The organism is Streptomyces sp. NBC_00287, from assembly GCF_036173105.1.
Classification (GTDB): Bacteria; Actinomycetota; Actinomycetes; order Streptomycetales; family Streptomycetaceae; genus Streptomyces.
Genome location: NZ_CP108053.1, coordinates 5,847,742 through 5,874,365 on the forward strand (window position 1 = coordinate 5,847,742; position 26,624 = coordinate 5,874,365).

General features: G+C 70.1%; 27 protein-coding genes. 14 read left to right on the plus strand and 13 right to left on the minus strand.

Translation table 11 applies throughout. From position 1 onward, the window contains the following. The first annotated feature begins 8 nt into the window (after nucleotides 1-8). Nucleotides 9-2,393: an MMPL family transporter gene (locus OHT76_RS26770; protein WP_328876628.1), complete on the plus strand. Its 2,385-nt coding sequence runs from the start codon at nucleotides 9-11 to the stop codon at nucleotides 2,391-2,393. A 5-nt stretch (nucleotides 2,394-2,398) separates the two neighbouring features. Here OHT76_RS26770 and OHT76_RS26775 read toward each other — a convergent pair whose 3' ends face one another. From OHT76_RS26775 to OHT76_RS26785, 3 genes are all read right to left on the minus strand, one after another. Beyond that, nucleotides 2,399-3,121, minus strand: coding sequence for a TetR/AcrR family transcriptional regulator (locus tag OHT76_RS26775; protein WP_328873395.1), 723 nt, complete (start codon nucleotides 3,119-3,121; stop codon nucleotides 2,399-2,401). Nucleotides 3,122-3,144: 23 nt separating this feature from the next. Continuing rightward, nucleotides 3,145-4,113 carry a trypsin-like serine peptidase gene (locus OHT76_RS26780; RefSeq protein WP_328873396.1) on the minus strand — a complete coding sequence of 323 codons (969 nt, stop codon included), beginning with the start codon at nucleotides 4,111-4,113 and terminating at the stop codon, nucleotides 3,145-3,147. A gap of 121 nt (nucleotides 4,114-4,234) precedes the next feature. Next, nucleotides 4,235-4,645: a VOC family protein gene (locus OHT76_RS26785; protein WP_328873397.1), complete on the minus strand. Its 411-nt coding sequence runs from the start codon at nucleotides 4,643-4,645 to the stop codon at nucleotides 4,235-4,237. A 67-nt stretch (nucleotides 4,646-4,712) separates the two neighbouring features. Between OHT76_RS26785 and OHT76_RS26790 the strand changes: the two genes are divergently transcribed. Beyond that, nucleotides 4,713-4,988 (plus strand): hypothetical protein, encoded by a 276-nt coding sequence (locus tag OHT76_RS26790; protein WP_328873398.1) that lies wholly within the window; start codon nucleotides 4,713-4,715, stop codon nucleotides 4,986-4,988. A gap of 75 nt (nucleotides 4,989-5,063) precedes the next feature. Here the strand turns inward: OHT76_RS26790 and OHT76_RS26795 are convergent, their stop codons facing one another. The 5 genes from OHT76_RS26795 to OHT76_RS26815 form a co-directional block, all read right to left on the minus strand. Next, the gene (locus OHT76_RS26795) at nucleotides 5,064-5,825 is read right to left on the minus strand and encodes a succinate dehydrogenase iron-sulfur subunit (protein ID WP_328873399.1); all 762 of its coding nucleotides are present in this window, start codon (nucleotides 5,823-5,825) and stop codon (nucleotides 5,064-5,066) included. Further along, a complete protein-coding gene (gene sdhA, locus OHT76_RS26800; RefSeq protein ID WP_328873400.1) occupies nucleotides 5,825-7,579 on the minus strand; it encodes a succinate dehydrogenase flavoprotein subunit in 1,755 nt (584 codons plus the stop codon). The genes OHT76_RS26795 and sdhA overlap by 1 nt, the downstream gene beginning before the upstream one ends. A 19-nt stretch (nucleotides 7,580-7,598) precedes the next feature. After that, the gene (locus OHT76_RS26805) at nucleotides 7,599-8,081 is read right to left on the minus strand and encodes a succinate dehydrogenase hydrophobic membrane anchor subunit (RefSeq protein WP_328873401.1); all 483 of its coding nucleotides are present in this window, start codon (nucleotides 8,079-8,081) and stop codon (nucleotides 7,599-7,601) included. A gap of 5 nt (nucleotides 8,082-8,086) precedes the next feature. Continuing rightward, complete coding sequence (gene sdhC, locus OHT76_RS26810) at nucleotides 8,087-8,467, minus strand: succinate dehydrogenase, cytochrome b556 subunit (protein WP_328873402.1); 381 nt, start codon at nucleotides 8,465-8,467, stop codon at nucleotides 8,087-8,089. A 147-nt stretch (nucleotides 8,468-8,614) separates the two neighbouring features. Next, nucleotides 8,615-9,127 carry a 2-oxo-4-hydroxy-4-carboxy-5-ureidoimidazoline decarboxylase gene (locus OHT76_RS26815; RefSeq protein ID WP_328873403.1) on the minus strand — a complete coding sequence of 171 codons (513 nt, stop codon included), beginning with the start codon at nucleotides 9,125-9,127 and terminating at the stop codon, nucleotides 8,615-8,617. Nucleotides 9,128-9,281: 154 nt separating this feature from the next. Here OHT76_RS26815 and OHT76_RS26820 point away from each other — a divergent pair, with 154 nt between their 5' ends. From OHT76_RS26820 to OHT76_RS26835, 4 genes are all read left to right on the plus strand, one after another. Next, nucleotides 9,282-10,943, plus strand: a complete 1,662-nt coding sequence (locus tag OHT76_RS26820) for a beta-N-acetylhexosaminidase (RefSeq protein WP_328873404.1) — start codon at nucleotides 9,282-9,284, stop codon at nucleotides 10,941-10,943. 110 nt (nucleotides 10,944-11,053) lie between these two features. After that, nucleotides 11,054-11,749 carry a DUF4328 domain-containing protein gene (locus OHT76_RS26825; protein WP_328873405.1) on the plus strand — a complete coding sequence of 232 codons (696 nt, stop codon included), beginning with the start codon at nucleotides 11,054-11,056 and terminating at the stop codon, nucleotides 11,747-11,749. Nucleotides 11,750-11,837: 88 nt separating this feature from the next. Beyond that, nucleotides 11,838-12,338, plus strand: coding sequence for a hypothetical protein (locus OHT76_RS26830; RefSeq protein ID WP_328873406.1), 501 nt, complete (start codon nucleotides 11,838-11,840; stop codon nucleotides 12,336-12,338). A gap of 86 nt (nucleotides 12,339-12,424) precedes the next feature. Next, complete coding sequence (locus OHT76_RS26835) at nucleotides 12,425-12,976, plus strand: hypothetical protein (RefSeq protein WP_328873407.1); 552 nt, start codon at nucleotides 12,425-12,427, stop codon at nucleotides 12,974-12,976. Between the two features lies 1 nt (nucleotide 12,977). Here OHT76_RS26835 and OHT76_RS26840 read toward each other — a convergent pair whose 3' ends face one another. After that, nucleotides 12,978-13,508: a DUF1877 family protein gene (locus OHT76_RS26840; protein WP_328873408.1), complete on the minus strand. Its 531-nt coding sequence runs from the start codon at nucleotides 13,506-13,508 to the stop codon at nucleotides 12,978-12,980. Between the two features lie 121 nt (nucleotides 13,509-13,629). Here OHT76_RS26840 and OHT76_RS26845 point away from each other — a divergent pair, with 121 nt between their 5' ends. Continuing rightward, nucleotides 13,630-14,016 (plus strand): hypothetical protein, encoded by a 387-nt coding sequence (locus OHT76_RS26845; protein ID WP_328873409.1) that lies wholly within the window; start codon nucleotides 13,630-13,632, stop codon nucleotides 14,014-14,016. Between the two features lie 46 nt (nucleotides 14,017-14,062). Here the strand turns inward: OHT76_RS26845 and OHT76_RS26850 are convergent, their stop codons facing one another. Beyond that, nucleotides 14,063-16,693, minus strand: coding sequence for an FG-GAP-like repeat-containing protein (locus OHT76_RS26850; RefSeq protein WP_328873410.1), 2,631 nt, complete (start codon nucleotides 16,691-16,693; stop codon nucleotides 14,063-14,065). Between the two features lie 232 nt (nucleotides 16,694-16,925). On the opposite strand from OHT76_RS26850, the gene OHT76_RS26855 reads away from it, so the two are divergent. From OHT76_RS26855 to OHT76_RS26875, 5 genes are all read left to right on the plus strand, one after another. Further along, a complete protein-coding gene (locus OHT76_RS26855) occupies nucleotides 16,926-17,357 on the plus strand; it encodes a hypothetical protein (RefSeq protein WP_328873411.1) in 432 nt (143 codons plus the stop codon). Between the two features lie 132 nt (nucleotides 17,358-17,489). Beyond that, nucleotides 17,490-18,107: an RNA polymerase sigma factor gene (locus OHT76_RS26860; protein WP_328873412.1), complete on the plus strand. Its 618-nt coding sequence runs from the start codon at nucleotides 17,490-17,492 to the stop codon at nucleotides 18,105-18,107. 100 nt (nucleotides 18,108-18,207) lie between these two features. Then, a complete protein-coding gene (locus OHT76_RS26865) occupies nucleotides 18,208-18,879 on the plus strand; it encodes a hypothetical protein (RefSeq protein WP_328873413.1) in 672 nt (223 codons plus the stop codon). A gap of 311 nt (nucleotides 18,880-19,190) precedes the next feature. Then, nucleotides 19,191-19,865, plus strand: a complete 675-nt coding sequence (locus OHT76_RS26870) for an RNA polymerase sigma factor (protein ID WP_328873414.1) — start codon at nucleotides 19,191-19,193, stop codon at nucleotides 19,863-19,865. Then, nucleotides 19,865-20,851: a hypothetical protein gene (locus tag OHT76_RS26875; protein WP_328873415.1), complete on the plus strand. Its 987-nt coding sequence runs from the start codon at nucleotides 19,865-19,867 to the stop codon at nucleotides 20,849-20,851. The genes OHT76_RS26870 and OHT76_RS26875 overlap by 1 nt, the downstream gene beginning before the upstream one ends. Nucleotides 20,852-21,038: 187 nt before the next feature. On the opposite strand, the gene OHT76_RS26880 is transcribed toward OHT76_RS26875, so the two are convergent. Further along, on the minus strand, nucleotides 21,039-21,866 hold the full coding sequence (locus OHT76_RS26880; protein ID WP_328873416.1) for a L,D-transpeptidase family protein: 828 nt from the start codon (nucleotides 21,864-21,866) through the stop codon (nucleotides 21,039-21,041). 222 nt (nucleotides 21,867-22,088) lie between these two features. Between OHT76_RS26880 and OHT76_RS26885 the strand changes: the two genes are divergently transcribed. Together OHT76_RS26885 and leuE are read left to right on the plus strand one after the other, a co-directional pair. Continuing rightward, nucleotides 22,089-23,669, plus strand: coding sequence for an acyl-CoA mutase large subunit family protein (locus tag OHT76_RS26885; protein ID WP_328873417.1), 1,581 nt, complete (start codon nucleotides 22,089-22,091; stop codon nucleotides 23,667-23,669). A 66-nt stretch (nucleotides 23,670-23,735) separates the two neighbouring features. Next, nucleotides 23,736-24,383, plus strand: coding sequence for a leucine efflux protein LeuE (gene leuE / locus OHT76_RS26890; RefSeq protein ID WP_328873418.1), 648 nt, complete (start codon nucleotides 23,736-23,738; stop codon nucleotides 24,381-24,383). A gap of 25 nt (nucleotides 24,384-24,408) precedes the next feature. On the opposite strand, the gene OHT76_RS26895 is transcribed toward leuE, so the two are convergent. After that, nucleotides 24,409-25,338 carry a class I SAM-dependent methyltransferase gene (locus OHT76_RS26895; RefSeq protein WP_328873419.1) on the minus strand — a complete coding sequence of 310 codons (930 nt, stop codon included), beginning with the start codon at nucleotides 25,336-25,338 and terminating at the stop codon, nucleotides 24,409-24,411. A gap of 94 nt (nucleotides 25,339-25,432) precedes the next feature. Next, complete coding sequence (locus OHT76_RS26900) at nucleotides 25,433-26,542, minus strand: acyltransferase family protein (protein WP_328873420.1); 1,110 nt, start codon at nucleotides 26,540-26,542, stop codon at nucleotides 25,433-25,435. Nucleotides 26,543-26,624 lie beyond the last annotated feature (82 nt).

The following is a 26,624-nucleotide window of genomic DNA, read 5'->3' on the forward strand; positions in this document are numbered from 1 at the left end:
TGGCGACATTGGCACGGTGGTGCTATCGGCACCGGCTGGTGGTCCTGTTGCTGTGGGTGGGGGCACTGTTCGGCCTGGGCTTCGGCGGTTCCGCCGCGGGCACGGACTACGCGAACGTCTTCTCCCTGCCGGACACGGACTCCAAGAGCGCGTACGACCTGATGGAGAAGGCCTTCCCGGAGCGCGCCGGAGACACCGACACGGTGGTGTGGAAGGTGGACGAGGGTTCCGTACGGGACGAGGCCGTACGGAACCGGATCGAGCCGGCCCTCGAGGAGATCGGCCGGATGGACGGAGTCGGTGAGGTCGCCGATCCGCAGGTGAGCCAGAACGGGCGGATCGCGTACGCCCAGATCACCTTCAAGGAGCAGGCCAACGCCATCGAGAAGGAGGTGATCGAGGACATCGTCGACACCGCGCAGGCCGCCGAACAGGACGGACTCCAGGTGGAGCTGGGCGGCCAGGCCATCGCCCGCACCCAGGAGCCCCCGGCGGGCACCTCCGAGACGGTCGGCATCTTCGCCGCGGCGATCGTGCTGTTCCTGGCCTTCGGCTCGCTCTTCGCGATGCTGCTGCCCATCGTCGTGGCCATCGCGGGCGTCGGCACCGGCATGCTCTCCACGATGCTGCTCAGCCATGTCACCGATGTGCCCGAAGTGGCCCCGCTGCTCGGCTCGTTGATCGGCCTCGGCGTCGGCATCGACTACGCGCTGTTCATCGTCACCCGGCACCGGCGCGGCATCCTGCGCGGCATGAAGCCGGAGGACGCCGCGGTGACGGCCCTCAACACCTCCGGGCGCGCGGTGCTGTTCGCGGGCGGCACGGTGTGCATCGCGCTCGCCGGCATGCTCGTGATGAACATGCGGTTCCTGGACGGCGTCGTCATCGCGACCTCGCTGACGGTGGTGCTCAGCGTGCTGGCCGCGATCACCCTGCTGCCCGCGCTGCTGGGCCTGCTCGGCCCACGGGTCCTCAGCCGCAGGCAGCGCCGCCGGCTGGCCGCGACGGGACCGGAACCGGAGGAGGCGAGCGGCCTCGCGGCGCGCTGGTCGGTGTATGTCCAGAAGCGGCCGCGTTCCATCGCGGCGGGCGCCCTCGTGGTCATGGCGGTCCTCGCGCTGCCGGTGCTGTCGATCCGGCTCGGCGCCACCGACCAGGGCAACCACCAGGAGTCCACGACCACCCGGCAGGCCTACGACCTGCTCGCCGAGGGCTTCGGCCCCGGCGTCAACGGCCCGCTCCAAGTGGTCGTGGAGGGCCCCGCGCCCGACTCCCTCGTCACCACCATCGAGTCGACCGAGGGAGTCGCCCAGGTCGCCGCCGCGCCGCCCGCGAACGGTGTCTCGGTGATCAACGTGGTGCCGACGACCTCACCGCAGTCGGAGAAGACCGACCAGCTGATCGACCGCCTGCGCGACGATGTGATCCCACAGGCCGGCGTCGAGGCCCATGTGGGCGGTGTGACGGCCGTGTTCAAGGACTTCGCGTCGGTGACCGCGGACCGGCTGCCGTACTTCATCGCGACGATCATCGCGCTGGGCTTCCTGCTTCTGCTGGTGGCGTTCCGCTCGCTGGTCGTGCCGCTGACGGCCGCGCTGATGAACCTGATCGCGGCGGCCGCGTCCTTCGGTGTGCTGGTGGCGATCTTCCAGTGGGGCTGGGGAACCGAGCTGATCGGCGTCGGCAAGGAGGGCCCGATCACCTCGTTCCTGCCGGTCATCATGCTCTCGCTGCTCTTCGGCCTCTCCATGGACTACCAGGTGTTCCTGGTGAGCCGGATGCACGAGGAGTGGGTGCACACCAAGGACAACGCCCGCGCGGTCCGGGTCGGCCTCGCGGAGACCAGCCGGGTCATCAACTGCGCGGCCCTGATCATGATCTGCGTGTTCTCCGCGTTCGTCCTCAGCGGCGACATGGAGGGCGCGATGGCGGGCGTCGGCCTCGCGGCGGCGGTGGCACTGGACGCGTTCATCCTGCGTACGGCCCTGGTGCCGGCCGCGATGCATCTGCTCGGCAACTCCAACTGGTGGCTGCCGGCCGGTTTGGAGAAGCGGCTGCCGCATCTGGCGGTCGAGCCGAAGGAGGATCCCGTGGAGCAGCAGCCGGTCGCCGAGGGCCGTGCCTCCGTGGTGCACGGCTTCATCCGTACGACCGACGGCGACCCGGTGTCGGGAGCGGCCGTGACCCTGCTGTCGAAGGGCGGCCGTCAGCTGGACCGGGTGACCTCCCTGGCGGACGGCTCGTACATCCTCTCCGTCCCGTCGCCGGGCACCTATCTGCTGGCGGCGACGGCCCCGGCGTACGGATCGCGTGCGCGGCACGTCGTGGTCGACGGTGAGCCGCTGGTGTACGACGTGGAGCTCGCCGAGGGCGAGGTGGACGCGGTCAACTGAGGTGACTACGGCTTCTTGCCGGGGTTCGGCATCACCTTCGTCATCCCCGGCAGGAAGTCCGTGAACAGTTCGTGCACCTCACGCACGAGTGGGCGCAGCACCCGGAAACGGGACAGCGCCACCCCGCGCGCGGTGAGCCGGGCACCCCGCTCGGCGAGCTTGTAGCTGCGCTCGCGGCCCGGAGTCCGGTCGAAGATCCAGTACAGCACCAGGCCCATCTGGGACAGCCACATCAACTCCGGCAGGACGTCCCGGAGTTCCTCCGGCACCTTCGTCTTCGTGGCGCCCGCGAGGACCGCGCGGTGGACACTGATCGCCTCCACGCGCGCGTGCTCCGACTCCGGGGAGAAGGGGCTGAGCGGGGAGTCGGGATCGGCGGCGTTCTTGAAGAACTGCACCGCGAACTCGTGGTACGGCGTGGCGATGTCCAGCCACGCCCTGAGCACCCCGGCAAGCCGCGCCTCCAGATCGGTCTCCCGGGCCAGGACCTCCCGGACCGCCACCTGGTGCTCGGCGGCGATCCGGTCGTAGAAGCCCTGGATCAGATGTTCCTTGCCCTCGAAGTAGTAATAGGCGTTGCCGACGGAGACCCCGGCCTCCTGGGCGATGGCCCGCATGGTGGTCTTGTCGTAGCCACGCTCCTGGAACAGCCGCATCGCCGTCTCCAGGATCAGCGCGCGGGTCTGCTCGGACTTGCTGGGCTCGGGGCTGTCGTTCTTCGAGGGCACGGAGCGAGACTAACCAGTGCGGATCAGGACGACTGCGCCGCCTGGTACAGGTTCTGGGCGTCGGCGCCGAAGTACGGGCCGTACATCCGGTTCGGGAAGAAGTTGTACTTGAAGCTGTTCACCGACGACAGCAGTCCGGTGCCGGTGGACTCGTTGAACTGCGTGAACCAGGGGCCGCCGCTGGAGCCGCCGGTCATGTTGCAGGTCATGCCGTGGTCGTTGGACAGCAGGAAGTCGCGGTTGGTGGTGCCGCTGCAGTAGATGAACTTCTCGCCGTTGTAGGGGCTCGCGGCCGGGAAGCCGAAGGAGTACATGCGCAGGTTGTAGCCGGTGTTGAAGGCGAGGCCCTGTGCGCCGACGACGTCCGTCAGCGACTGGCCGTTCAGCGGGGCCACAACGGCCGCGCCGATGTCGTAGTTGATGTCCTCGCTCGCTGTCCACTGGGGTGTGGACAGGGTCTTGGTGGCGGTCCAGCGGCCGTAGGGGGACTGTCCGTCGTGGTAGCCGGGCACGAAGACCCAGTTGGTGTGCCAGGCGCCCTCCAGCTTCACGCAGTGGCCGGCCGTGATCACGGTGCTCTTGTTGGCGCTGGTGACGGCGTTGCCGGAGCATGAGGCCGTACGGCCCTGGTAGGTGAAGAACACCCGGCCCGCCGTGTTCACCACGGCCCCGCCGCCGGTCCAGGCGCTGCCGCCGTTCGGGAAGGCCTGGATGCCGACGTCGGCGGGCGTGGCCGGGACGGTGCTCTTCGCGCCCTTGGCCGGCTCCGAGCCGCGCTGCCCGCTCACGGAGAGCAGATCCAGGGGCTCGGCCGCCCGCATCCGCGCGGGCGTCCAGAACTCGGCGGCCTTTTCCCGCGCCGCTTCGGTGACCGAACGGACGCCAGTGTCGGACCGGGGCCCGGCGCTCGCCGGTGCGGCGAGCGCCCCGGCGGCGAGCAGGGCGGTGACGCCGACGACCAGGGAACGGGATATCCGAGGTATGCCTCTCACACGTACTCCTTCGGTGAGGGGTGCGGAGTGGATCGAGCCGTCCAGCAGCGTCCCACCTGAGCGCGATTTTGGAAGAGTGCATGCCAAAACAGGCCGGAACCCGGCCGATGATGACCGTCCGTCACGGTCTCCGGCCGAGCGCCGGGCGCTTGGAGTAGTCGGTGAACCCGACGACGTTCCCCCACGGGTCGGCGACCTCGACGGTCCACCCGGTGGCCACCGGGAACGGCTCGTCCAGCGGCGCGATCCCGGCCCCGGCCAGTCGGCGGGCGGCCGCGCGGGCGTCCGGCACCTCCAGCCACACCCGGGGCGAGTGCCAGGGCGGCGGCCGATGATTCAGCCCCTCCTCCTGCCGCAACAGGATCCCGGGCGTCTCACCACCCACCTTCAGCAGCGCGATCCCCGCCTCGTCGAACCGGAACGCCACCGCGAACCCGGCGCGTTCATAGAACCCGACGGCCTCACCGAGGTCACCGACGGGCAGCAGCACGTTGTCGAACCCGAGCAGTTCGTAGGACTCGTCATCTGACACACAGTCAGAGTAGAGGGATGATCGGCACGATCCCGGGATTGTCAGTGGCGTCTCGTACTGTCGGCGTATGGGACAGGTGACCTTCGTCGACGAGACGACCATGGGACAGCGCGAGCCGGGCCCACGGCTCGACGTCGCGGAAGAGCGGCTGACGGTCCGGGAGTTGATCGGGCGCCGGATGCGTCGGAAGGCCGACAGGGAGCGGGCCCTGAAGGCCTTCACCGCGAACGGCTTGATCGTCCTGGTCGGCGACCGCCAACTCACCGACCTGGACGAGCAGGTCGACCTCACCGCGGACACGGAGGTCACATTCCTGAAGCTCATACCCCTGGTCGGCGGCTGAACAGGGCCCGGAAAAGCCCGAGGGCCCCGATCCCGAAGCGACGGGAGCAGGGCCCAGTGGCCGGAGCGCGGAGGCTCAGAAGCGGCGCGTGATCAGCGCCTTCTTGACCTCGGCGATCGCCTTGGTGACCTCGATGCCGCGCGGGCAGGCGTCCGTGCAGTTGAAGGTCGTGCGGCAGCGCCACACGCCGTCCTTGTCGTTGAGGATCTCCAGGCGCTGCTCGCCGGCCTCGTCACGCGAGTCGAAGATGAAGCGGTGCGCGTTGACGATGGCCGCCGGGCCGAAGTACTGGCCGTCGTTCCAGAAGACCGGGCACGAGGACGTGCAGGCGGCGCAGAGGATGCACTTCGTCGTGTCGTCGAAGCGCTCGCGGTCCTCGGCCGTCTGAAGGCGCTCGCGCGTCGGCTCGTTCGTGTCCTTGGTGATCAGGAACGGCATGACGTCGCGGTACGCCTGGAAGAACGGCTCCATGTCGACCACGAGGTCCTTCAGAACCGTGAGGCCCTTGATGGGCTCTACCGTGATCGGCTTCTCGGGGTTGATGTCCTTGATCAGCGTCTTGCAGGCCAGGCGGTTCTTGCCGTTGATCCGCATGGCGTCCGAGCCGCAGATGCCGTGGGCGCAGGAACGACGGAAGGTGAGAGTGCCGTCCACGTCCCACTTGATCTTGTGCAGACCGTCGAGGACGCGCTCCTTCGGGTCGATCTCCAGCTGGAAGTCTTCCCAGGTCGCCTCGGCCGAGACCTCCGGGTTGAACCGGCGGACCCGGAAGGTGACCGTGATGTAGGGGGAGGCCGCGGACTCCGCCTCGACCTTGTCCAGAACAGGGGTAGCCATCAGTACTTACGCTCCATCGGCTGGTAGCGGGTCTGGACGACCGGCTTGTAGTCGAGACGTACGGACTCCGTGCCGTCGTCGCCCACCTCGCGGTACGCCATGGTGTGGCGCATGAAGTTGACGTCGTCGCGGTTCGGGTAGTCCTCGCGGTAGTGACCGCCGCGGGACTCCTTGCGGGCGAGCGCGGAGACGGCCATGACCTCGGCCAGGTCGAGCAGGTTGCCCAGCTCGATGGCTTCCAGCAGGTCCGTGTTGAACCGCTTGCCCTTGTCCTGGATCGAGACGTTCCGGTAGCGCTCGCGCAGCTCGGCGATCTTCTCGACCGCCGTCTTGATCGTCTGCTCGGTGCGGAACACCATGACGTTGGCGTCCATGGTCTCCTGCAGCTCACGGCGCAGCTCGGCCACCCGCTCGGTGCCCGTCGACGTGCGCAGCCGCTCGACCTGGTCGATCACCAGCTCCGCCGGGTTCTCCGGGAGCTCGACGTACTCGGCCGTCTGGGAGTAGTTCGCCGCGGCGATGCCCGCGCGCTTGCCGAACACGTTGATGTCCAGCAGGGAGTTCGTGCCCAGACGGTTGGCGCCGTGGACGGACACGCAGGCGACCTCGCCGGCCGCGTACAGGCCCGGGACCACCGTGGTGTTGTCGAGAAGGACCTCACCCTCGACGTTCGTCGGGATGCCGCCCATGGCGTAGTGCGCGGTCGGCTGGATCGGGATCGGGTCCGTGTACGGCTCGATGCCCAGGTACGTCCGCGCGAACTCGGTGATGTCCGGGAGCTTGGCGTCCAGCTGCTCCGGCGGGAGGTGCGTGAGGTCGAGGTAGACGTGGTCGCCCTCGGGACCGCAGCCGCGGCCCTCACGGATCTCCGTGTAGATGGAGCGCGAGACGACGTCACGGGACGCGAGGTCCTTCATGACCGGCGCGTACTTCTCCATGAAGCGCTCGCCGTCCTTGTTGCGGAGGATGCCGCCCTCACCACGGGCGCCCTCCGTCAGCAGGATGCCCATGCGCCAGATGCCGGTCGGGTGGAACTGGAAGAACTCCATGTCCTCCAGCGGCAGACCGCGACGGTAGACGGCGGCCTGGCCGTCACCGGTCAGGGTGTGCGCGTTCGACGTCACCTTGAAGAACTTGCCGCAGCCGCCGGAGGCGTAGATGACGGCCTTCGCCTGGAAGACGTGGATCTCACCGGTGGCCAGCTCGTACGCGACCACACCCGCGGACCGCTTCACACCATCCACCTCGGTGATCAGCTGGTCGAGGACGTAGAACTCGTTGAAGAACTCCACGCCCTCCTTGACGCAGTTCTGGTACAGCGTCTGGAGGATCATGTGGCCGGTGCGGTCCGCGGCGTAGCAGGAGCGGCGGACCGGGGCCTCGCCGTGGTTCCGGCTGTGACCGCCGAAGCGGCGCTGGTCGATGGTGCCGTTCGGCGTGCGGTTGAACGGCAGGCCCATCTTCTCCAGGTCGAGGACCGAGTCGATGGCCTCCTTCGCCAGGATCTCGGCGGCGTCCTGGTCGACCAGGTAGTCACCGCCCTTGACCGTGTCGAAGGTGTGCCACTCCCAGTTGTCCTCCTCCACGTTGGCCAGCGCGGCGGCCATACCGCCCTGCGCGGCGCCCGTGTGGGAGCGGGTGGGGTAGAGCTTGGTCAGCACGGCGGTGCGGCTGCGCTTCGTCGACTCGATGGCGGCGCGCATACCGGCGCCACCGGCGCCGACGATGACGGTGTCGTACTTGTGGATCTTCATGATTCTCGCAGCCCCGTGCCTAGCGGATGTTCGGGTCGAAGGTGAAGATCACCAGCGTGCCCAGCAGGATGGTGAACGCCGTGGCGGTGTAGAGCAGGCCCTTGAGCCACAGCCGCGTGTTGGCGCGCTCCGCGTAGTCGTTGATGACCGTGCGCAGGCCGTTGGCGCCGTGCAGCGTCGCGAGCCAGAGCATCAACAGGTCCCAGACCTGCCAGAACGGGGACGCCCAGCGGCCCGCCACAAAGGCGAAGCCGACCTTGGAGACGCCGCCGTCGAGCACCAGCTGGATCAGCAGGTGGCCGATGACCAGGACGACCAGCACGACGCCGGACAGGCGCATGAACAGCCAGGCGGCCATCTCGAAGTTGCCGCGCGTGGACTTCGGGGTCTTCTTGGTGCGCTTGCGCGGGGCCTCGATGAGCGGGGCCGGGTTGTCGACGTTGTACAGGGACGCGCCCTCGACGGGGCCGATCCCGGACGCGGTCTTCTCAGTCGTGGACATGGGCGTCAGCTCCCGAAGAGTTCACGAGCGGCGTGGCCGAGGAGGGGGTAGATCGCCCCCAGCATCAGCACCAGCCACAGACCGACGGCGGACCAGAGCATCTGCTTCTGGTAGCGCGGGCCCTTGGACCAGAAGTCGACGGCGATGATGCGCAGGCCGTTGAGTGCGTGGAAGAGGACGGCGGCGGAGAGGCCGTACTCCATCAGCGCGATGATCGGCGTCTTGTACGTCGCGACGACCTCGTCGTAGGTCTCGGGGGAGACCCTGACGAGTGCGGTGTCCAGCACGTGAACGAACAGGAAGAAGAAGATGAGGACGCCGGTGACTCGATGAGCCACCCAGGACCACATTCCTTCCCGGCCGCGGTACAGCGTTCCAGCCGGCACGGAAGTCCCTCCGGGAGCGGGGATTGGGGCCGCGCCGGCTTGTGCTGTCGGTCGGGCCCGGCCGGGTACGGTCCACCGGCCCCCAGCATGTTATCTATCTGGCCGGGATTGGCTTACGCGGGGGCGGCCCCGGAGTGGTGTGTCCCGTTATTTGCCGCTGAGGAGCTCGCCCAGCCGTCCCCTGGCCAGTCGCCGCAGTTCCTCCCACGCCACCACCCGCTCCTCCTCCGGATCGTTTGTCAATCGTGACCGGATGCCCGCCAGGACGTGGTCGACGGTCTCGCGCGGGGGCAGGCCGTCCAGGCAGATGACGAACGTGTGGCCGAATTTGGCCTCATATGCCGCATGCGCCGCCTGCATGGCCGTGGCCGCGGCGGAGTAGGTGCCCTCGGGCAGGGGTGGCAGGCCCTCTCCCGACAACGCCTCCGACAGGTCCGCCGTCGTCAGGTCGTACGCCGCCTCGTCGGATGCCGCCAGCAGCGCGTCCAACGTGGGGTACGGGCGGTGGGCCGTGATGCGGTGGGCCCAGCGGAGGCTGCGCAGGCAGGTCAGGAGGGTGTGCTGGACCTCGTCGGCGGGTGCCGTGTTGAAGCGCTCCAGGGTGGTGCCGCGCTTCTGGTGGGGTATGGCCACTCGGCCAGGCAGGTGTGTGGGCGTCACGTGCGTTTCGGCAGGGGATCCAGTGAGAGATGTGGCGCCACGTTATCGACAGTGAGCGTGAGGCGTCCGACCGATGCCCGAATTTCAGCCGAACGGGAGAGTTTCGGAACGTGTGGTGGACGCGTCCCGCGCTCACCGGTCGTAGGTTGGCAAGGTGAGCCAGCACAGGCGCCGGGCGCCGGACAAGAAAGTCGGTCAGCGGGCCCTCCTGGTCGGGGCCGTCGTCGCCGCGTCCGGGGTGGGCCTCGGACTGTGGGCTTCCGGCGGTAACGGCGACTCCGGGCCCACGGGGGCGGAGGTGCGGCAGCCGACCGGTACGGCCACGTCCGGGACGGCGCGGGCATCGCGGACCGCGGCGGCGGATCCGACGCCGAGCCCCAGTCGGTCGTACGCCCTCTCCAGTACTCCCCGGACCATCCCGGCCGTCCGCTCGCACACGCCGGCGCGTGGGCCCGGGTGGCGCCCGGTGTCGGGGGAGCGGGTGGTCGTCGGGGACGCGGACCTGGCCGACGAGGGGCGGCTGATCGCGCGGGAGCTGGGGCTGACCTACGCGGGCGAGAAGGACGACGTGCGGGCCGGGGACGTACGGCTGTCGCTGAACGACGACGAGGGCGCTGATCCGGAGTCGTACTCCCTGACCGTGCGCGGCGGGCGGGTGAACATCAGCGGGGCCGCCGACGCGGGCGTGTTCTACGGGACCCGGACGCTGAAGCAGGCGGTGCACGGCGGTGGTACGGCGCCCGAGGGTGTCGTACGGGATGAACCGGCGAAAAAGGTGCGCGGGTTCATGCTGGACATCGCGCGCAAGCACTTCACCGCCGAGTGGATCGAGAACCGGGTCCGGGAGCTGGGCGATCTGAAGTTCAACCAGCTGGGGCTGCACTTCTCCGACGACCAGGCGTTCCGGATCGAGTCCTCCTCGCATCCCGAGGTCGTCTCCGATCCGCATCTGACGAAGGCCCAGGTCCGGCGAATCGTCGAGCTCGCGGCGGAGCGGCACATCACCGTGGTGCCCGAGATCGACTCGCCGGGGCATCTGGGGGCGGTGCTCGCTGCCCATCCCGGTCTGCAACTGCGCAATACGAGCGGGGCGGCGACGCGCGGGGCGATCGACATCTCCCAGGACGAGTCCCACGCGATCGTCGACGACCTGCTGAACGAGTACGCCGGACTCTTCCCGGGCGATCAGTGGCACCTCGGCGGTGACGAGTACCAGGCGCTGACCGTCTCCGACCCCGAGGCGTCCTTCCCGCAGCTCGCGACCGCGGCGCGGGAGGCCTACGGCTCCGGGGCGACCGTCGCCGATCTGGCCACCGGCTGGCTCAACGACCGCGCCGCCACGGTCCGCGTCCACGACAAGGTCCCGAGGGCCTGGAACGACGGCTTCTTCAGCGGGACCTCAGTCCAGGCCGACAAGGACATCCAGGTCGCCTACTGGACGGGCAAGGAGATCGGTGCCCGGCTGCCGGTGGAGTATCTGGCGGCGGGACGGCAGGTCATCAACTACAACGACGAGTTCCTGTACTACGTCCTCGGCCAGCCGCAGACCTTCGTCTATCCGACCGGGCAGCGGATCTACGAGCAGTGGACCCCGCTGGTCCTGCGCGGCACCCAGCCGGTCGCGGCGAAGTACGACCCCCAGATCCTCGGCGGTTCCTTCGCCGTCTGGTGCGACCTCGCCGACTCCCAGACCCAGGACCAGGTGGCGGCCGGCATCCGGATGCCGCTGCGCGCGACCGTCGAGAAGCTCTGGAACCCGGGCACGCCGAAGCAGTCCTGGGCGGACTTCACAGCGCTGGCCGGCCGACTGGGCTGAACGGAATGGACGTACGGCATCGCTGAACCGTATGTTCCGCATGCCGTGCGTGAGGTTCTGGGGAGAGCCGCGCCCGGCGTTCCGTTTCAGGACTTCGGGGGGACAGCCTCATGACCGACCTTCAGCACGGCCATCTCCGTACGCCACCCGCCGCCTGGCTGCGTTCACCGATCGGGCTCGGCCGTGCCGCCGTCGCCGCGCTCGGCCTGGTCATCGCCACCGACCTGGCCGCGGTCTGGGCGGACGTCGGTATGCACGAGCTGTGGGCCGACTACGCGGACGGCTCCTACGACGCCGTTCTCGACGGGCGGGCCGACCGCGTGGAGCGGCTCTACTCCTGGACCGGCATCGCCCAGACGGTCGCGATGATCGCGAGCATGGTGCTGTTCCTGTGCTGGTTCCACCGGGCGCGGGTCAACGCCGAGGTGTTCAGCCCCTTCGGGCACAGCAAGAAGCGCGGCTGGGCGGTCGGCGGCTGGTTCGTGCCGGTGATCCATTTCTGGTACCCGCGCCGGATCACCCTGGACATCTGGGACGCCAGTAGCCCTTGGTCCGCGCCCCGGCCGCACGGTCTTGTCAACGCCTGGTGGACGCTGTGGGTGATCTCGCTGATCGCGGGGCGGGCCTCGTTCACGCAGTACAAGAACGCGAAGACCCCGGAGCAGATCCGTGACGCCGTGGAGTCCGTGATGATCACGGATGTCATCGACATCGTGGCGGCGGCCCTCGCCATCGCCGTCGTGCTCCGGCTGACCCGGATGCAGCACGAGAAGGCACTTCAGGGACCCGCACCCGTGCCCGCGTAGACACCGGATTGTCCGATCCGGCTGCGAACGGACGTACGGCTGTGGTGTATTCGGCCCGAGCCGAAGCGAACAGCCTGGGGGAACGGACATGGGCTACTGGGGGTACTTCGTCGTGGGGCGCGGCGAGCGGCCGCTCGCGGAGCTGGCGGCACTGGCGGGTGCGCCGGGCCTGAGCCTGCGCCAGGAGGCGCCGGACGGCTGGCAGGTCTGGGAGTACCCGAGCGGCGAGGGCGACGTCGGGAACATGCATGAGCTCGCCCATCAGACCGGGGCGCCCGCGCTCTTCGGGTACGTCATGGACAGCGAGTGCGCGGTGGTGGAGGCGGCGGGCCCGGAGAGCGGGGCGTGGACGACCTGCCTCGGGCGGGACGCGATGGCGAACCGGCTCGGCGCGGGTGAGGGGCTTGCCCTGGAGGACTACTTCCTGGAGCCGCGGGACGCCGCCGAGCGGGCCGTCGCCTGGGCCGCCGAGGCCGGGCACACCGTGGCGGTCGAACCCCTGCTCGACGTCTTCGGCGCCGACCCCGACCCCTTGGCCGAAAACCTCTTCTTCCGGCTGCTCGACCGGCTCGCTGTGGTGCCCCTGTGACACTCCTGGGCCGTCGCACGCAGTAAGGGGAAGTGCGGGCTCCGTTAGGGAAGGGGCCTGTTGAGACCCCGCCGAAGGAGTGCCGGATGAGCCTGGTGGAACTGATCGCTCAGGCCGATGAACGCGGACTGGCCGCCAGCGGGTTGGCTTGTTTGGACCGGTGCGTGCCCCTGCTGGGCGGTGACGACGAGCTGCTGCGCCCCCTGTGGGCGAGCCTCGCCGACCCGTCCGGCGACTGGGCCGGACAGCTGGAACAGGTGCGCGGCAAGGTCGACGGTACGGCGGACTCGCCGGACGAGGCCACGCTGCTGGCCCATCGGATGCTGGCGGCCGCCCCGGCCGACCGCACGGCCGCCGAGATACGGACCTGGGCCGACGCCTGCTCGGTCGCCTCGCTCCAGATCCACCGCATGCTCGACCTGATCGACGACGAGGCCTCCTCGGTCGACGCCCGCCGAGAGGGTCGTACGGAGGGCATGTCACCGCTGGTCGCGGCCGAACTGCGGCGCCAGATCACCGTCCTGGAGCTGCTGGCCGCTCATGGCACGGGTGGGCTCCGGCCCGCGCTGGAGGTGTCCGTGGAGGGGCGGCGGGTGTTGCGCGCCGTGGTGTCGCGCAGGGCGCGGGGGAGGGTCTGACTCAGACCATCAGCCACTTCACCACCGCGTCGCCGTACTGGGCCGTCTGCGCATAGAACGCCGTCAGGTCCCGGTGTGCGGCGGCGAAGGCGCCCCGCACGTCCCGCTCCGCCTCCGGCATGCCGTACGGCCGCATCAGCTCCTCGCGGGCCTGGCCCCAGAGCTCCTCGAAGTCCGTCTGGGCCAAGTAGTCGGCGACCCGGCCCGCCTGAGCCGCCGTGAGCAGCAGGAAGGGCGGCAGGGACGGGTCGGGGTGGGAGACCGGGCGGCCGCCCAGCACCACATGGGTGCGTGGGCCGTCCGGCGCCTGGTGCGGGGGGATGCCGGCGTACAGCACCGCGTGGTGCAGATACCCCTTGTCCAGCACCTCCTCGCGGTGCCGGCCGATCCGCTCCCGGACGGTGTTCCAGTCGTCGGCGAACAGCCGGCGGAACCAGGACGCGCTGTTGCGCAGCGCCGGGGGCGGCACCGCGCGCAGATGGAAGTACATGCTCATCAGTGACTGGAGCGCACGGGCGCGGTCAGACGTCACACCTGTTTTTCTGCGGGGTTCCTGTGGCAGTCCTGAGGTGGAGCCGGGGCGGTCCTGCACCCATCCCGGGCAGCCCCCGGATCCGGGTGACGAAACCCGCGGCGGCCACGCTCTTGTCGATGTGACGACAGAGCAGCAGACCAGGCCCTCAGCTGCGGCGAAGCCGGTGCGATGGGCGGCGGACGCGGTTTCGGCGATGCGTGAGGGGGCGCGGCTGCGCCTCGACTACTCGGCGCAGAGCCTGTGGCGGGTGGACCGGATGATCGAGGATCTGCGCCGGGAGGGCACGCCGCGGGGCGCCGTGGAGAGCGTGCTGCGCGGCTTCGGGGCGTACGCCGGTGAGGTGATCGCCCGTCAGACCGGCGCCGAGTGGTGGGCGTCGGGCGGCGACCACTGGATACGTACGCCCGACGGCAGGTTGTGGGACCCCTTCGAGGAGGCCCGCCGGTGCTTCGGCGGCGACGGCTCGCTGCGGCTGCTGTGCCGGGACGCGACCAGGGGGAAGTGAAACGGCCGGGGTCCCTCGGGACCCCGGCCGTCTCGGTGAGCTGCCCTTACGGCGCCAGTACGGCCCCGAGGCCGCCGTCGGTCGGCGTACCGAGCGTGGTCTTGCTGTAGATGAGCGAGTCGCCGTAGCCGAGGCCCGTGCTGTTGCTCGGGATGTGCAGCAGGATGCCGTCCGTGCCGTCCTCGCCGTCGGCGCCGATGGTGAGGTCGGCACGGCCGTAGCCGGACAGGTCGGTCAGCGACACCGACGTACCGAACAGGTCGCCCGCCTCCGCGGTGCCGGGGACGCTCGTGGTGTCCTGCGAGACCGCCAGCGAGCCGGAGCCGGTCAGACCGGCCGAGCCGCCCTTGACGAGGACCACGGTGCCCGCGTTGGCGTAGCTGACGCCGCTGCGGGTGAGGTCCTCGCCGCGGGCGCCGGTCAGGGCGTCGGCGTAGCCGTCGGCGTTGAAGTCGCCGGCCGAGACGGAGATGCCGAAGGAGTCGCCGGACTCGTTGCCGCCGGGGACGCCCGAGGTGTCCTGGTGGATGACCTTCATGCCGGTGGTGGTGAAGCCGGTCGAGGTGCCGAACAGCATGGTGATCTGGCCGCCCGAGATCGCGCCCGACTCCGAGGCGACCGGCTGGCCGATGACGATGTCGTCGTAGCCGTTGCCGTTGAAGTCACCGGTGGCTATGGAGCGGCCGCCCTTGACCGACAGCACCCCGGCCTTGGTCAGACCGGTCGCCGAGCCCGCGAAGCGGACCACGCGGCCGATGCCGCCGCTGTCGCGGTAGTTGAGGGCGACGTCGGAGTAGCCGTCCCGGTTGAAGTCGCCGGTCGTGGCGTCCAGGTAGGCGATCGCGCCGGTGGCGGTGGTGAGGGTGCCGTAGGCCGTCGAGCCGCCGGTCAGGCGGACGTTGTAGGTGCCGCCCTTGCCGGTGCCGGCCGAGAAGACGTCCGCCTTGCCGTCGCCGTTGAAGTCGCCGACGGTGACGGCCGAACCGAGCTTGGCGCCGGCCGCGGTGACGCCGGTCGTGGTGTACGAGAAACCGGTGTTCAGGGCCGGGCCGTACATCACCGTGACCTGGCCGCGGTCGGTGTTGCCACTGGTGTCGTCCTCGCCCGGCGAGCCGATCGCGAGGTCGGCGTGACCGTCGCCGTTGACATCGCCCCAGGCGGTCGCGGCACCGAAGGAGTCACCGGTCTCGGAGGTGCCGGGGACACCGGCGCTGTTCTGGGTGAAGCCGATCCTCGACGCCGTGACAGGACCGTCGATCCCGCCCGGGACCACGGTGACGCGGTTCGCCTTCGGGGTGCCGGCGACCAGGTCGCTGACGCCGTCGCGGTTGAAGTCGGTGGTGGCCAGGGCGTGCGAGATACCCGGAGTCTTGGCCAGCGAGGCGATGCTCCCGAGCTTCGGGTAGAGGTTGAGGCCGGGGCAGGCCGTGGCGTTGGTGTCCTTGTGCCCGAACACCCGCGGCAGCGTGATCTGCTGGCCCTCCGCGACCTTGTTGCCGCTGTAGTTCAGCGGCGCGCGCGAGGTCAGCGCGACCTTGCCGGTCGGGTCGATGCCGTACATGCCGAACTTCCAGGCCACGACCCGGGCGATGGCGTCGAGGGCGGCCTTGGACGGCTTGGCCGACTCGAAGTTGCCGATGTAGGAGATGCCGAGCGTGTCGGTGTTGAAACCGGCGTCGTGCGCACCGGTCACCGGCAGGTCCATACCGCCGCTGCGGCCCTCGAAGATCTGGCCGCACTTGTCGACGACGAAGTTGTAGCCGACGTCGAAGTAGTCCTGGGCGAAGTGCGCCTGCTGGATCGTGCGCATCCGGGCCGCGGACTCGGCGCAGGACAGCGTGTTGTCGCTGTCGACGCCGGTGTGGTGGATGACGGCGGCCTTGATGTCGGTGCCGTAGCTCGGCGTGCCGTTGTACTCCGTCGACGCGCCCCACTCGGCCTGCGTGATGATCGGGGGCTTGACGACCGTGGAGGGCCGGGGGGCGGGGACCGTGGGGGTCGGCGTCGGCGTCGGCGTCGGGGAGGTCGAGGCGGTGGCCGTCGGGGAGGTGGTCTCCGTGGGAGTGGCCGTAGGCGAGGTGGTCTCCGTGGGAGTGGCCGCGGGCGGGCTCGTCTCGGCCGCGAAGGCCGCCGGCTCCATCCCGCTCTCCGGATCCGTCCCCGGATCCAGCAACTTGACGTCCATACCGGCCGGCTGCCCGCCGACCTCGGTGCCGTCGGCGTTCACGACCCGCACCTCGACGCCGTCCGACTCACCGGTCCACACCGACTCCGTACCGCCGCGCAGGGCGGCCCGTTCGGCCTCCGCGCCGTCGGCCTGGCTCGGCTCCAGGACCAGCTTCCGCCAGCCCGACCACTCGCCGGTCTCGACGTCCCGGGTGCGTACCTCGGGCGTGCCCTTGGTCTTCGCCTCCGGGTCGTCCCAGGTCACCACGACCGCGCTGAAGCGATCCGTGCCCTGCCTGTCCAGGCCCTTGCGGCCCGCGCCCTCGTTCTCGAGCTTCAGCGTGTGCACGGACGGCTCGCGCTCGCCCGCCTTGTCGTCGGACGGCGTGGACTGGTCCGCCATCGCATATGTGACGACCCCCGCCCCACTGAGGACGACCGCCCCGACGGTGAGCCAGGCCCGCCGTTTGAGACTGAGCGGCTTGTACGCATGGGTCCTACGAGGACTCAACTACCCCACCCCTAGATATTGGACACGAACGCCACACCTGTAACAGGCGCGCTCTCCTCTCAGCGTTGGGTCCGGTCCAAACATCACCCGGCCAAAAGGTTGTACGGCTCTGTGACTTTTCTGTGTGCGAATGAGCACAGCCGTAACCCGTGATGCCCGCGTGACGAAATCCGCTTGATTCTGTGGGGGAGGCGTAAGCCTCCCCCGCGGATCGACCGGAGGGGTGGGGCCGATGGACCAGGTGGACGAGCGAGTGCCGCGCGCGAGCGGGATGCGCGGGCAGACGGCGGCTTTCGTCGCCCGTGTCACCGCCCGGAACCGGCTGCCGCTCGACTACTCCGTGGCCAGCCTGCGGGTCGTCGACTTCCTGATCGACGGCCTGCGCAAGGGCGGCGCCGACCGGGAACGCGCCCACGAGACGCTCTTCGGGCTCGGCGCGTACGTCGGTGAGGTGCTGGTGCGCCGGGCGGGCGCCGTGTGGGTCGACTTCGACGACCACGAGCGGGCCTACTTCGGCCAGCCGGTCGGCGTACGGATGCCGGACGGCCGGGTCTGGAACCCGCTCGGCAAGGTCCACAACCGCTTCGAGGCGGGTGGTCCCGAGGATTCCCTGCAGACCTTCTATCTGACGCTGCACGGCCGGGTCCGGCGGGCCGTGGCATGAGACGAGTGGGGTGACAGCGGTTGCTGTGACACTTCTGTGAAGCCCGGCGCTGTTGACCGTGGGGGGCGGCAAAGGGCGGAGCCGTGCCGTGCGGGACGGGTCCGCCGTGAACTCGTAGGACGAGGACAGTACTTGGGCCAGGGAGCGGAACCCCGTCGCGGGCACGCGTACGACGGGGAGCTGGGCGCGGCCGTCGCGCGGGCGCAGGAGGGTGACGAGGCGGCCTTCGCGGTCGCCTACCGGATCGTGCAGCCCGGACTCCTCGGCTATCTGCGCGGCATCGTCGGCGACGACGCCGAGGACGTGGCCTCCGACGCCTGGCTGGAGATCGCCCGCGACCTCGGCCGGTTCAAGGGCGACGGGGCGGGCTTCCGCGGCTGGAGCGCGACCATCGCCCGGCATCGGGCGCTGGACCATCTGCGCAGACAGCGGGTACGGCCCCGGTCGACGGCGACCGAGCAGGACGTACTCGATCTGCCGGGCCCGCACAGCACGCACGACCAGGCGCTGGAGTCGATCTCCACCGAGTACGCCCTGGAACTGGTCCGCGGGCTGCCACGCGACCAGGCCGAGGCCGTGCTGCTGCGGGTGGTCGTGGGTCTCGACGGCCCGGCGGCGGCCCGGGTCCTCGGCAAGCGCCCCGGCGCGGTACGCACCGCCGCGTACCGGGGTCTGAAGCGTCTGGCGAACCAGCTCGGCGTGGAAGGTGTGACGGATGACGGCCCCCGCACGCTGGGGGAGTCGAAATGAACGGAGAGGGAAGCGCCGGCGTAGGACGGGGGGAGCGCCACGCTTCCGGCGCGGACAACTCGAGCAAGTCGGGACAGGTCGGACAGGAATGGAAACGGACATGGGTGAACAGCTGAACGGCGGCGGCCCCGCCGCCCGTCGGCACGCCCACCCCGACGGCCCCACGCCCGACCTGGAAGCCCTGCTCGCCGCCGCCATGCGCCCCGCCGATGTCGACGCCGACGGCGAGCGGCGGGCCCTGGACGCGTTCCGGGCCGCCCGGGAAGCGGGCGCGCACCGGGCCCGCACCCGACGCCGGGACGACTGGCGGCCCCGGACGCGGCGCCGTACCGCACGCTCCCTGCGCGCCACGCTCTCGCTGTTCGCCGCGAGCCTCACCCTCGGCGGGGTGGCCTTCGCCGCGATCGGTACGACGGGCTCCTCCTCGGACACCTCCGACGACCGGGGCAGGCCCACGCCCACGCCCTCGGTGGACGACACCCCGTCCGCTGCGGCCACCGCGCCCCACGACCGTCCGGCCACCGCCAAGGACACCGAGGCCAAGTGCCGTGCCTACGACAAGGTGGCGGGCAACGGCAGCGCGCTGGAGTCGACGGCCTGGCAGCGGCTCATCGAGGCCGCGGGCGGCGAGGACAAGGTCGCCGCGTACTGCGCGCAGCGGCTCGCGCCCGCCGACAAGGGCAAAGGCACGGGCGAGAGCAAGAGCGGCACGGGCGAGAGCAACAACAGCGGCACCGGCAAGACCAAGGGCAAGGCCGACAAGAAGAACTGACCCCGCGAGCACGGGAGTCGGACGCGTAGGTCCCTGCCAAAGGCGCTCGTAGGTCCCTGCCAAAGCAACGGCCGGGGCCGCCACCCCCCACAGGAGAGGCCCCGGCCGTCGCGCGGCACGGGCCGCGCGGCGGCCCGTACTTCCTACAGCGCCAAGAGTGCGGTTTCTGTCACACCCCGTGCCGTCACCAGCCCGTCGCTCCTTGTGCGGACATGGACGAGCAGCGGTTTCAGGTCGTAACGTGCCTTTCGCGCCGCACGGGGCGGGCCGCCGTGCCGGGGCCAACAACCGACCATCTACCGAGGTACCGAGTGCTGGGGGACGACGCGGAGCTGACTGCCGCGGTGCTTGCGGCACAGGACGGGGACGAGACCGCGTTCCGGACTGTGTACCGCTCGGTGCACCCGCGGCTGCTCGGATACGTACGGACGCTGGTCGGCGACCCGGACGCCGAGGACGTGGCGTCGGAGTCCTGGCTGCAGATAGCGCGTGACCTGGATCGCTTCAGCGGGGACGCGGACCGCTTCCGCGGCTGGGCCGCCCGGATCGCCCGCAACCGCGCGCTGGACCACATACGTATGCGCGGCCGCCGCCCCGCGATAGGCGGCGACGAGACGGAACTGACCGGCCGGGCCGCCGAGTCCGACACCGCGGGCGAGGCCATCGAGGCCCTGGCCACCGACAGCACCCTCTCCCTGATCGCCCGGCTGCCGCAGGACCAGGCCGAAGCCGTCGTCCTGCGCGTGGTCGTGGGCCTCGACGCGAAGACCGCCGCGGAGACGCTGGGCAAGCGCCCGGGCGCGGTCCGCACGGCGGCGCACCGGGGTCTCAAACGCCTTGCCGAACTGCTCGGCGACCGTCCGGAGCACGATCCGGAATCGGCCGGCGTCCTCGACGGCCTGCCACCCCAGAGAGAACCGCGCGACCGCGCGGTGACGTCCGGCAGTGTGACGCATACGCGTGCGCGGACGCAGAAGGATGTGTGATGGCCGACGAGCAGTACAGGTGGCTGGACCCGAAGACGGCGGAACGTCTACTGAGCGGGGAGCCACTGGAAGCTGTCGACGCGGCCGACCGGGAGCAGGCCGAACGCCTCGCCAAGACGCTTGAGGCCCTGACCGTCGAACCCCCGCCGATCAGCGCCGAACTCCCCGGCGAGGACGCCGCGCTGGCCGCCTTCCGCGCCGCCCGCACCGAGCGCGCCGACGCCCCCGCGACCCTCGGCCACCGCTCCCGCCCGCACTCCTCCGACGCCGGACTCGTCCGCCTCGGCACGCCCCCGCGCGGCGACCGACGCCCCCGCTGGGTGCGCCCGGTGCGCCTCGGTCTTGCCGCCGCGCTGGCCGTCGGCATGGTCGGCGGGGTCGCGGTCGCGGCCGGAACCGGAGTCCTGCCCACGCCCTTCGACGGCGGCGAACCGGAGCCCGCCGCCTCGGTCTCGGCGGCCGTACCGCCCAAGCGCCCGCTGGTGTCGCCGTCGCCGGACGACGCCGTGGAGGGCGAGTCCGTACCCGACAGCGAGTCCACCGCACCCGTCCCGGACGCCTCGCGCGAGACGCCGGACGCCACCCCCGAGCACGGGGACCCCGCCGGCGGCTGGTGGAACGGCAATGTCACCTCGGCCTGCCGCGACATGCGCGACGGCAAGCGCCTGGTGGACGACGCCAGACGGGCCCTGGAGGGCGCGGCGGGCGGCCACAAGCGCGTGGAGACGTACTGCGCGGGCCTGCTCGGCGACTTCGGCAAGGGCGAGAGCAAGGACAAAGGGAAAGACAGCGAGAAGGACCAGGGCGAGGACGACGAGAGCGGCCGGTACGGCGACGGCGACGACGAGGGCCGGGGCGGCAATGATCACCACACCGACGGGGCCCTCGACACGACGTCCTCCGCGCTGCCCCTGCTGCCGAGCCTGACCGAGTCCGCGGCCCCGGTCGCCCCGGTTGTCCCGGACACACTGCGACACGCTCGCTGACCTGCGATTTCGTAGAGCGTCGAACTTTTTTCGCGCAGGGTGTGACGTTTTCGCCGGTCCCGGCGCAGTATTCAGTGAGCCGACTGGTCATCGGCCGTCGCACGGAGCCGGGGTTCCCCCCGTACCTACGGCTCGTGCACACGGCGCGGGCGGGACACGTTCCCCCGGTCCCGCCCGCGCCCCACAGCTACCAGGAGACGACGACCTTGTCGCCGTTCCTCACCTGCGCGAACAGCTCCGCGATCGCCCCCTCGTCCCGTACGTTGACACAGCCGTGCGAGGCACCGGCGTACCCCGTGGCCGCGAAGTCGGACGAGTAGTGCACGGCCTGGCCCCCGCTGAAGAACATCGCGTACGGCATCGGCGAGTCGTACAGCGTGGAGTGGTGGTGCCGGGACTTCCAGTAGACCTGGAAGACGCCCTCGCGCGTCGGCGTGTACTGCGAGCCGAAGCGCACCGACACCGTGGAGAGCGTCCGGCCGTCGATCATCCAGCGCAGGGTGCGGCTCGTCTTGTCGATGCACAGCACCCGGCCGGTCAGACAGCGCGGATCGGGCTCGGCGGCGGGCTGCCCGCCCATCAGATACAGATCCCACTGCCCCGGCTCCCGGGTCATCTTCAGCAGCCGCTTCCAGGTGACGGCGTCCGTCTTCCCGGTCTTCGGCAGCCCGCGCTTGCCCTGGAACCCCTTGACCGCCTGCTCGGTGAGATCGTCGTACGTCCCCGTCGGCCCGTCGAAGAGCCAGGCGACCTGACGCAGCCGGGCCTGGAGCTCACGGACGTCCCGCCCGGTGTCACCGCGGGACCACAGGACCTCGGGCGGCTCGGGCTTGGAGTCGGCCGGCGTCCTGGACGGCGTATCGGGCGCCGTACTGGAAGGCGATCTGCTCGGCAGTTCGACGCGGACCGGAGACTGCCCCTTGCCGTCGGCCGCCTGTACCGTGCAGCCGCCGCACACGACCGCGAGCGCCGTGGCCAGGGCGAGCGCGCCGGCCGTTCTCCTCGTGCTCCTCATCAGGCCCCCCAATGCCGCTGATGTCCTCTGAGATGTTCCCCGCGGATGACTGGTTGCGAACGGAGAGGCATTGTTGTGACCGGGGCCGCATCGCGGCTGTGAGCAAGGTCCCAGCGGTGTCCTCTCCTCCGGGCGCGCGCCCCGCGGCTACAGTCCGTCGAAGGGTCGGTCTGTACCAGTGAGTAAGCAGCGAGCGAACTGCTCGGCGGGAGGCAACACACCATGGCGCGCGAGTCGGAGTCCGGACTGCCCATCGAACCGGTCTATGGACCGGATGACCTGGCGGGCTGGGACGCGGCCGAAAAGCTGGGCGAACCGGGGTCGTACCCCTTCACCCGCGGCGTGTACCCGTCGATGTACACCGGCCGTCCCTGGACCATGCGCCAGTACGCCGGCTTCGGTACGGCGACCGAGTCCAACGCCCGCTACAAGCAGCTGATCGCCAACGGCACGATGGGTCTGTCGGTCGCCTTCGACCTGCCCACCCAGATGGGCCACGACTCCGACGCGCCGATCGCGCACGGCGAGGTCGGCAAGGTCGGCGTCGCCATCGACTCGGTCGACGACATGCGGGTGCTGTTCGGCGGCATCCCGCTGGACAAGGTCTCCACGTCGATGACGATCAACGCGCCCGCCGCACTGCTGCTCCTGCTGTACCAACTCGTCGCCGAGGAGCAGGGCGTCAGCGCGGACAAGCTGACCGGCACGATCCAGAACGACGTGCTGAAGGAGTACATCGCGCGCGGGACGTACATCTTCCCGCCCAAGCCCTCCCTGCGCCTGATCGCGGACATCTTCAAGTACTGCAAGGCCGAGATCCCGAAGTGGAACACGATCTCGATCTCCGGCTACCACATGGCGGAGGCGGGAGCCTCGCCCGCGCAGGAGATCGCGTTCACGCTGGCGGACGGCATCGAGTACGTCCGTACGGCGGTCGCGGCGGGCATGGACGTCGACGACTTCGCGCCCCGTCTGTCCTTCTTCTTCGTGGCCCGTACGACGATCCTCGAAGAGGTCGCCAAGTTCCGTGCCGCGCGCCGCATCTGGGCCCGGGTGATGCGGGACGAGTTCGGTGCCAAGAACCCCAAGTCCCTGATGCTGCGCTTCCACACGCAGACGGCCGGCGTCCAGCTCACGGCCCAGCAGCCCGAGGTGAACCTGGTCCGGGTGGCGGTCCAGGGCCTGGCCGCGGTGCTGGGCGGCACCCAGTCGCTGCACACGAACTCCTTCGACGAGGCCATCGCCCTCCCGACGGACAAGAGCGCGCGCCTGGCCCTGCGCACCCAGCAGGTGCTGGCGTACGAGACCGATGTCACGGCGACCGTCGACCCCTTCGCGGGCTCCTACGTCATCGAGAAGATGACGGACGAGGTGGAGGAGGCGGCGCTGGAGCTGATGCGGAAGGTCGAGGACCTCGGCGGCGCGGTCACGGCCATCGAACACGGCTTCCAGAAGAACGAGATCGAGCGCAGCGCGTACCGCATCGCCCAGGAGACGGACTCGGGCGAGCGGGTGGTCGTGGGCGTCAACCGCTTCAAGCTCGACGAGGAGGAGCCGTACGAGCCCCTCCGGGTGGACCCGGCGATCGAGGCCCAGCAGTGGGAGCGGCTCGCGAAGCTCCGGGCCGAGCGCGACCAGGAGGCGGTGGACGCGGCTCTCGACGCCCTGAAGAAGGCGGCGGAGGGCGAGGACAACGTCCTCTACCCGATGAAGGACGCGCTGCGGGCCCGGGCGACGGTCGGCGAGGTGTGCAACGCGCTGCGGGAGATCTGGGGGACGTACATCCCGAGCGACGCCTTCTGATCCGGGCCGTCTCGTCCGCTGAAACTCAGGATCGGAGTGTCGTACCCCCGTGCGACACTCCTTTCCATGTTCGGCGTCATCGATCTCCCCACCTATCTGGCAGGCCTGATCCTGATCGTCCTGCTGCCCGGCCCCAACTCGCTGTACGTGCTGTCCGTGGCCGCCCGTAGGGGCGTGCGCGCGGGGTACACGGCCGCGGCGGGCGTGTGGTGCGGGGACACGGTGCTGATGACCCTCTCGGCGGCGGGAGTCGCCTCCCTGCTCCAGGCCAACGCCGTCCTGTTCGGCATCGTGAAGTACGCCGGGGCCGGATATCTGACCTGGCTGGCCGTCGGGATGCTGCGGGCGGCCTGGGGGATGTGGCGGGCGCGGCGGGAGCCGAGCGTCGCGGACGCGTCCGGTGCGGCTTCCGATGAGCGGCCCTTCCGCCGGGCCTTCGTCGTCAGTCTGCTCAACCCCAAGGCGATCCTGTTCTTCGTCGCCTTCTTCGTGCAGTTCGTCGATCCGGGGTACGCCTATCCCGCGCTGTCGTTCGTGGTGCTCGGCGCCTTCGCGCAGCTCGCGAGCTTCCTGTACCTGAGTGCCCTGATATTCAGCGGTACGAAGCTGGCGGCGGCCTTCCGCCGACGCAAGCGCCTGTCGGCGGGGGCTACTTCGGCGGCGGGGGCGCTGTTCCTCGGCTTCGCGGTGAAGCTGTCGCTCGCGGGCTCCTGAGCGCCCCCAGGAGGGCGGGGCTGTATCAGTGTGCGGCTCCGCCGCGTGGGCGCGACAGGCCCCCACCGGCCCGCGCCTTGCGCACCTGCCGCACCGCCCGAGTGACAACCGGCGGCAGCAGATCCACAGCCAGCCGCCGGGACCGCGACCGCCTCCGCACAGGCGCCACAGGCACAGCCACCTCCACCGGCTCCACGTAATGCCGAGACCGAGGAAACGCCGGCGCCTTCATCCCCCGCCCCTTCACCCGCACCAGCTGATGCCCCGCAGCCTCCTGCACGCTCAGCCCACAGTCCTCCCGCGCCCGCAACATCCCCAGCAGCTCCTCCTGGACAGGACCCGGTTCCCCCCACGTCCCGTACAGCTTCTGCGTGCTCAGACACACCGGCCGCAGCCCCCGGTTCAGCACCGCCTCCCACGCGGCGACCGAAACCCCCGGGGTGTGCTCGGACCGGAAGTCGTCGAGGACGACGATGCCCTCCGGCACCAGCAGATCCTGCGCCGCGCCGATGTCGTCGTACACATGCTCGTACAGGTGCGAGGCGTCGATATGGACGAACCGGCAGGTCCCCGGCGAGACCTCCTGCGTGATCACCGAGCTGGGCCCCTGGATCACCCGCGGAAGCGCGTCGTGGAAGGCGAGATAGTTCCGCTCGAAGGCCTGCCGTGTGAGCGAGGCGTACGACTTCGAGGTCTCCGCCTGGTTCGCCCCGTCCGGCGCGTCGTTCTCGAAGAGGTCACAGACCGTGAAGGTCTCGCCGGGCCGCAGATGCCGGCCCAGCAGAATGGCGCTCTTGCCCATATAGGCGCCCAGTTCCAGCAGGTCGCCCTTCTGGTCGAGGGCCTCCTGTCGCTGCAGGAACCAGGTGAACAGCGTCTGGTCGAGTGCGGGGAACCAGCCCGGCACATCGCCGAGCTCGCCGGGGAGTACGGGAATCTGCTGTGCGTTGGCCATGCGACGCGCCTGCTCACTGAGGTCCGGGCAATCCGTCACCGGGCTGAACGTCCGGTGAACAACGGCTGCTCAGCAGTCTTGCCGCGCCCCGCGCTCAGCGCATCTTGGCGAGGGCCGTCCGGAGTCGTGGGGTCAGCGGCTTCTCGACGTAACGATTCAGCAGCCAGGCCAGCAGCAGCATCGAGCCGATCGTCAGGGTGAAGGTCGCCCACGAGGACAGATACAGATGCTGGTGCAGGGTCTCGATGACCACCCAGCCCAGGTGCTCGTGCACCAGGTAGAAGGGGTACGTCAGAGCCCCGGCCACGGTCAGCCAGCGCCAGTTCGCCCAGTTCAGCCAGCCGAGCGCGATGGCCGCGACGGCCAGGAAGCCGAGGGTGACGACGAGCATGATCCCGAACGAGGTGCGGTTGGCGAAGGCGTCCGCGCTGGGGGCGCGCCACAGGTTCTGCACCGCGTAGTGCTGCCCGATCAGCCAGCTGACCCCGACGATGCCCCACGCGTAGGTGTCCCGGCGGTTGCGGTGGACGAGGTAGAGGCCGACACCGCCGATGAAGAAGGGCGCGTACTCGGGCATCAGGACCAGGTCGAGCAGCGGTTCGTTCGCGGCCTCGGCGATGACCGCCGCGAGCGTCCAGCCCGCGCAGAACATGATCACGCGCTGCCGGGTGGCCCCGGGGAGTACGACGCACAGCGCGAACAGGGCGTAGAAGCGGACCTCCGCCCACAGCGTCCAGCAGACCCCGAGCACCCGGTCGACGCCCAGCGGCTGCTGAAGCATCGTCATATTGACCAGCGCGTCGCTCGGCGAGACCGCCTTGTAGGCGACCATCGGCAGCGCGAACACCGCCGTCACCAGCAGGACCGCCACCCAGTAGGCGGGCAGCAGCCGGGAGGCGCGGGAGGCGAAGAAGGACTTCAGCGGCCGTCCCCAGCCGCTCATGCAGATCACGAACCCGCTGATGACGAAGAACACCTGGACGCCGAGACAGCCGTAGGCGAAGTACTCGTGGAGCGTGGGGAACTGGATGGTCGGCGAGCTGCCCCAGGCCCTGGTGACCTCGCCGCCCCGGCCGCCGTAGTGGTACGCGGCCACCATCAGCGCTGCGACCAGCCGCAGTCCGTCCAGGGCCCGTAGTCGGGTCTCCCTCGGTGCTGTTCGTTCCGCCCTCCGGGGCGGCTCGATCACCGTTCGGACGGTCATGCTGGTCACAGAAAATCCCCTTGGCAGGTGTTCTGGAGGGTGGAGCTAGGGACATTAGTCCGAATCACAGGGATGTCTTGGG

Excerpts from the sequence above, each read along its gene's own strand:
- OHT76_RS26790 (WP_328873398.1), top strand. The coding sequence starts at position 4,713 with ATGGGACAGGTGACCTTCGTCGACGAGACGACCATGGGACAGCGCGAG.
- OHT76_RS26795 (WP_328873399.1), bottom strand. The coding sequence starts at position 5,825 with ATGGCTACCCCTGTTCTGGACAAGGTCGAGGCGGAGTCCGCGGCCTCC.
- sdhA (WP_328873400.1), bottom strand. The coding sequence starts at position 7,579 with ATGAAGATCCACAAGTACGACACCGTCATCGTCGGCGCCGGTGGCGCC.
- OHT76_RS26805 (WP_328873401.1), bottom strand. The coding sequence starts at position 8,081 with ATGTCCACGACTGAGAAGACCGCGTCCGGGATCGGCCCCGTCGAGGGC.
- OHT76_RS26825 (WP_328873405.1), top strand. The coding sequence starts at position 11,054 with ATGACCGACCTTCAGCACGGCCATCTCCGTACGCCACCCGCCGCCTGG.
- OHT76_RS26830 (WP_328873406.1), top strand. The coding sequence starts at position 11,838 with ATGGGCTACTGGGGGTACTTCGTCGTGGGGCGCGGCGAGCGGCCGCTC.
- OHT76_RS26835 (WP_328873407.1), top strand. The coding sequence starts at position 12,425 with ATGAGCCTGGTGGAACTGATCGCTCAGGCCGATGAACGCGGACTGGCC.
- OHT76_RS26855 (WP_328873411.1), top strand. The coding sequence starts at position 16,926 with ATGGACCAGGTGGACGAGCGAGTGCCGCGCGCGAGCGGGATGCGCGGG.
- OHT76_RS26865 (WP_328873413.1), top strand. The coding sequence starts at position 18,208 with ATGGGTGAACAGCTGAACGGCGGCGGCCCCGCCGCCCGTCGGCACGCC.
- OHT76_RS26875 (WP_328873415.1), top strand. The coding sequence starts at position 19,865 with ATGGCCGACGAGCAGTACAGGTGGCTGGACCCGAAGACGGCGGAACGT.
- OHT76_RS26880 (WP_328873416.1), bottom strand. The coding sequence starts at position 21,866 with ATGAGGAGCACGAGGAGAACGGCCGGCGCGCTCGCCCTGGCCACGGCG.
- OHT76_RS26885 (WP_328873417.1), top strand. The coding sequence starts at position 22,089 with ATGGCGCGCGAGTCGGAGTCCGGACTGCCCATCGAACCGGTCTATGGA.
- leuE (WP_328873418.1), top strand. The coding sequence starts at position 23,736 with ATGTTCGGCGTCATCGATCTCCCCACCTATCTGGCAGGCCTGATCCTG.
- OHT76_RS26895 (WP_328873419.1), bottom strand. The coding sequence starts at position 25,338 with ATGGCCAACGCACAGCAGATTCCCGTACTCCCCGGCGAGCTCGGCGAT.
- OHT76_RS26900 (WP_328873420.1), bottom strand. The coding sequence starts at position 26,542 with ATGACCGTCCGAACGGTGATCGAGCCGCCCCGGAGGGCGGAACGAACA.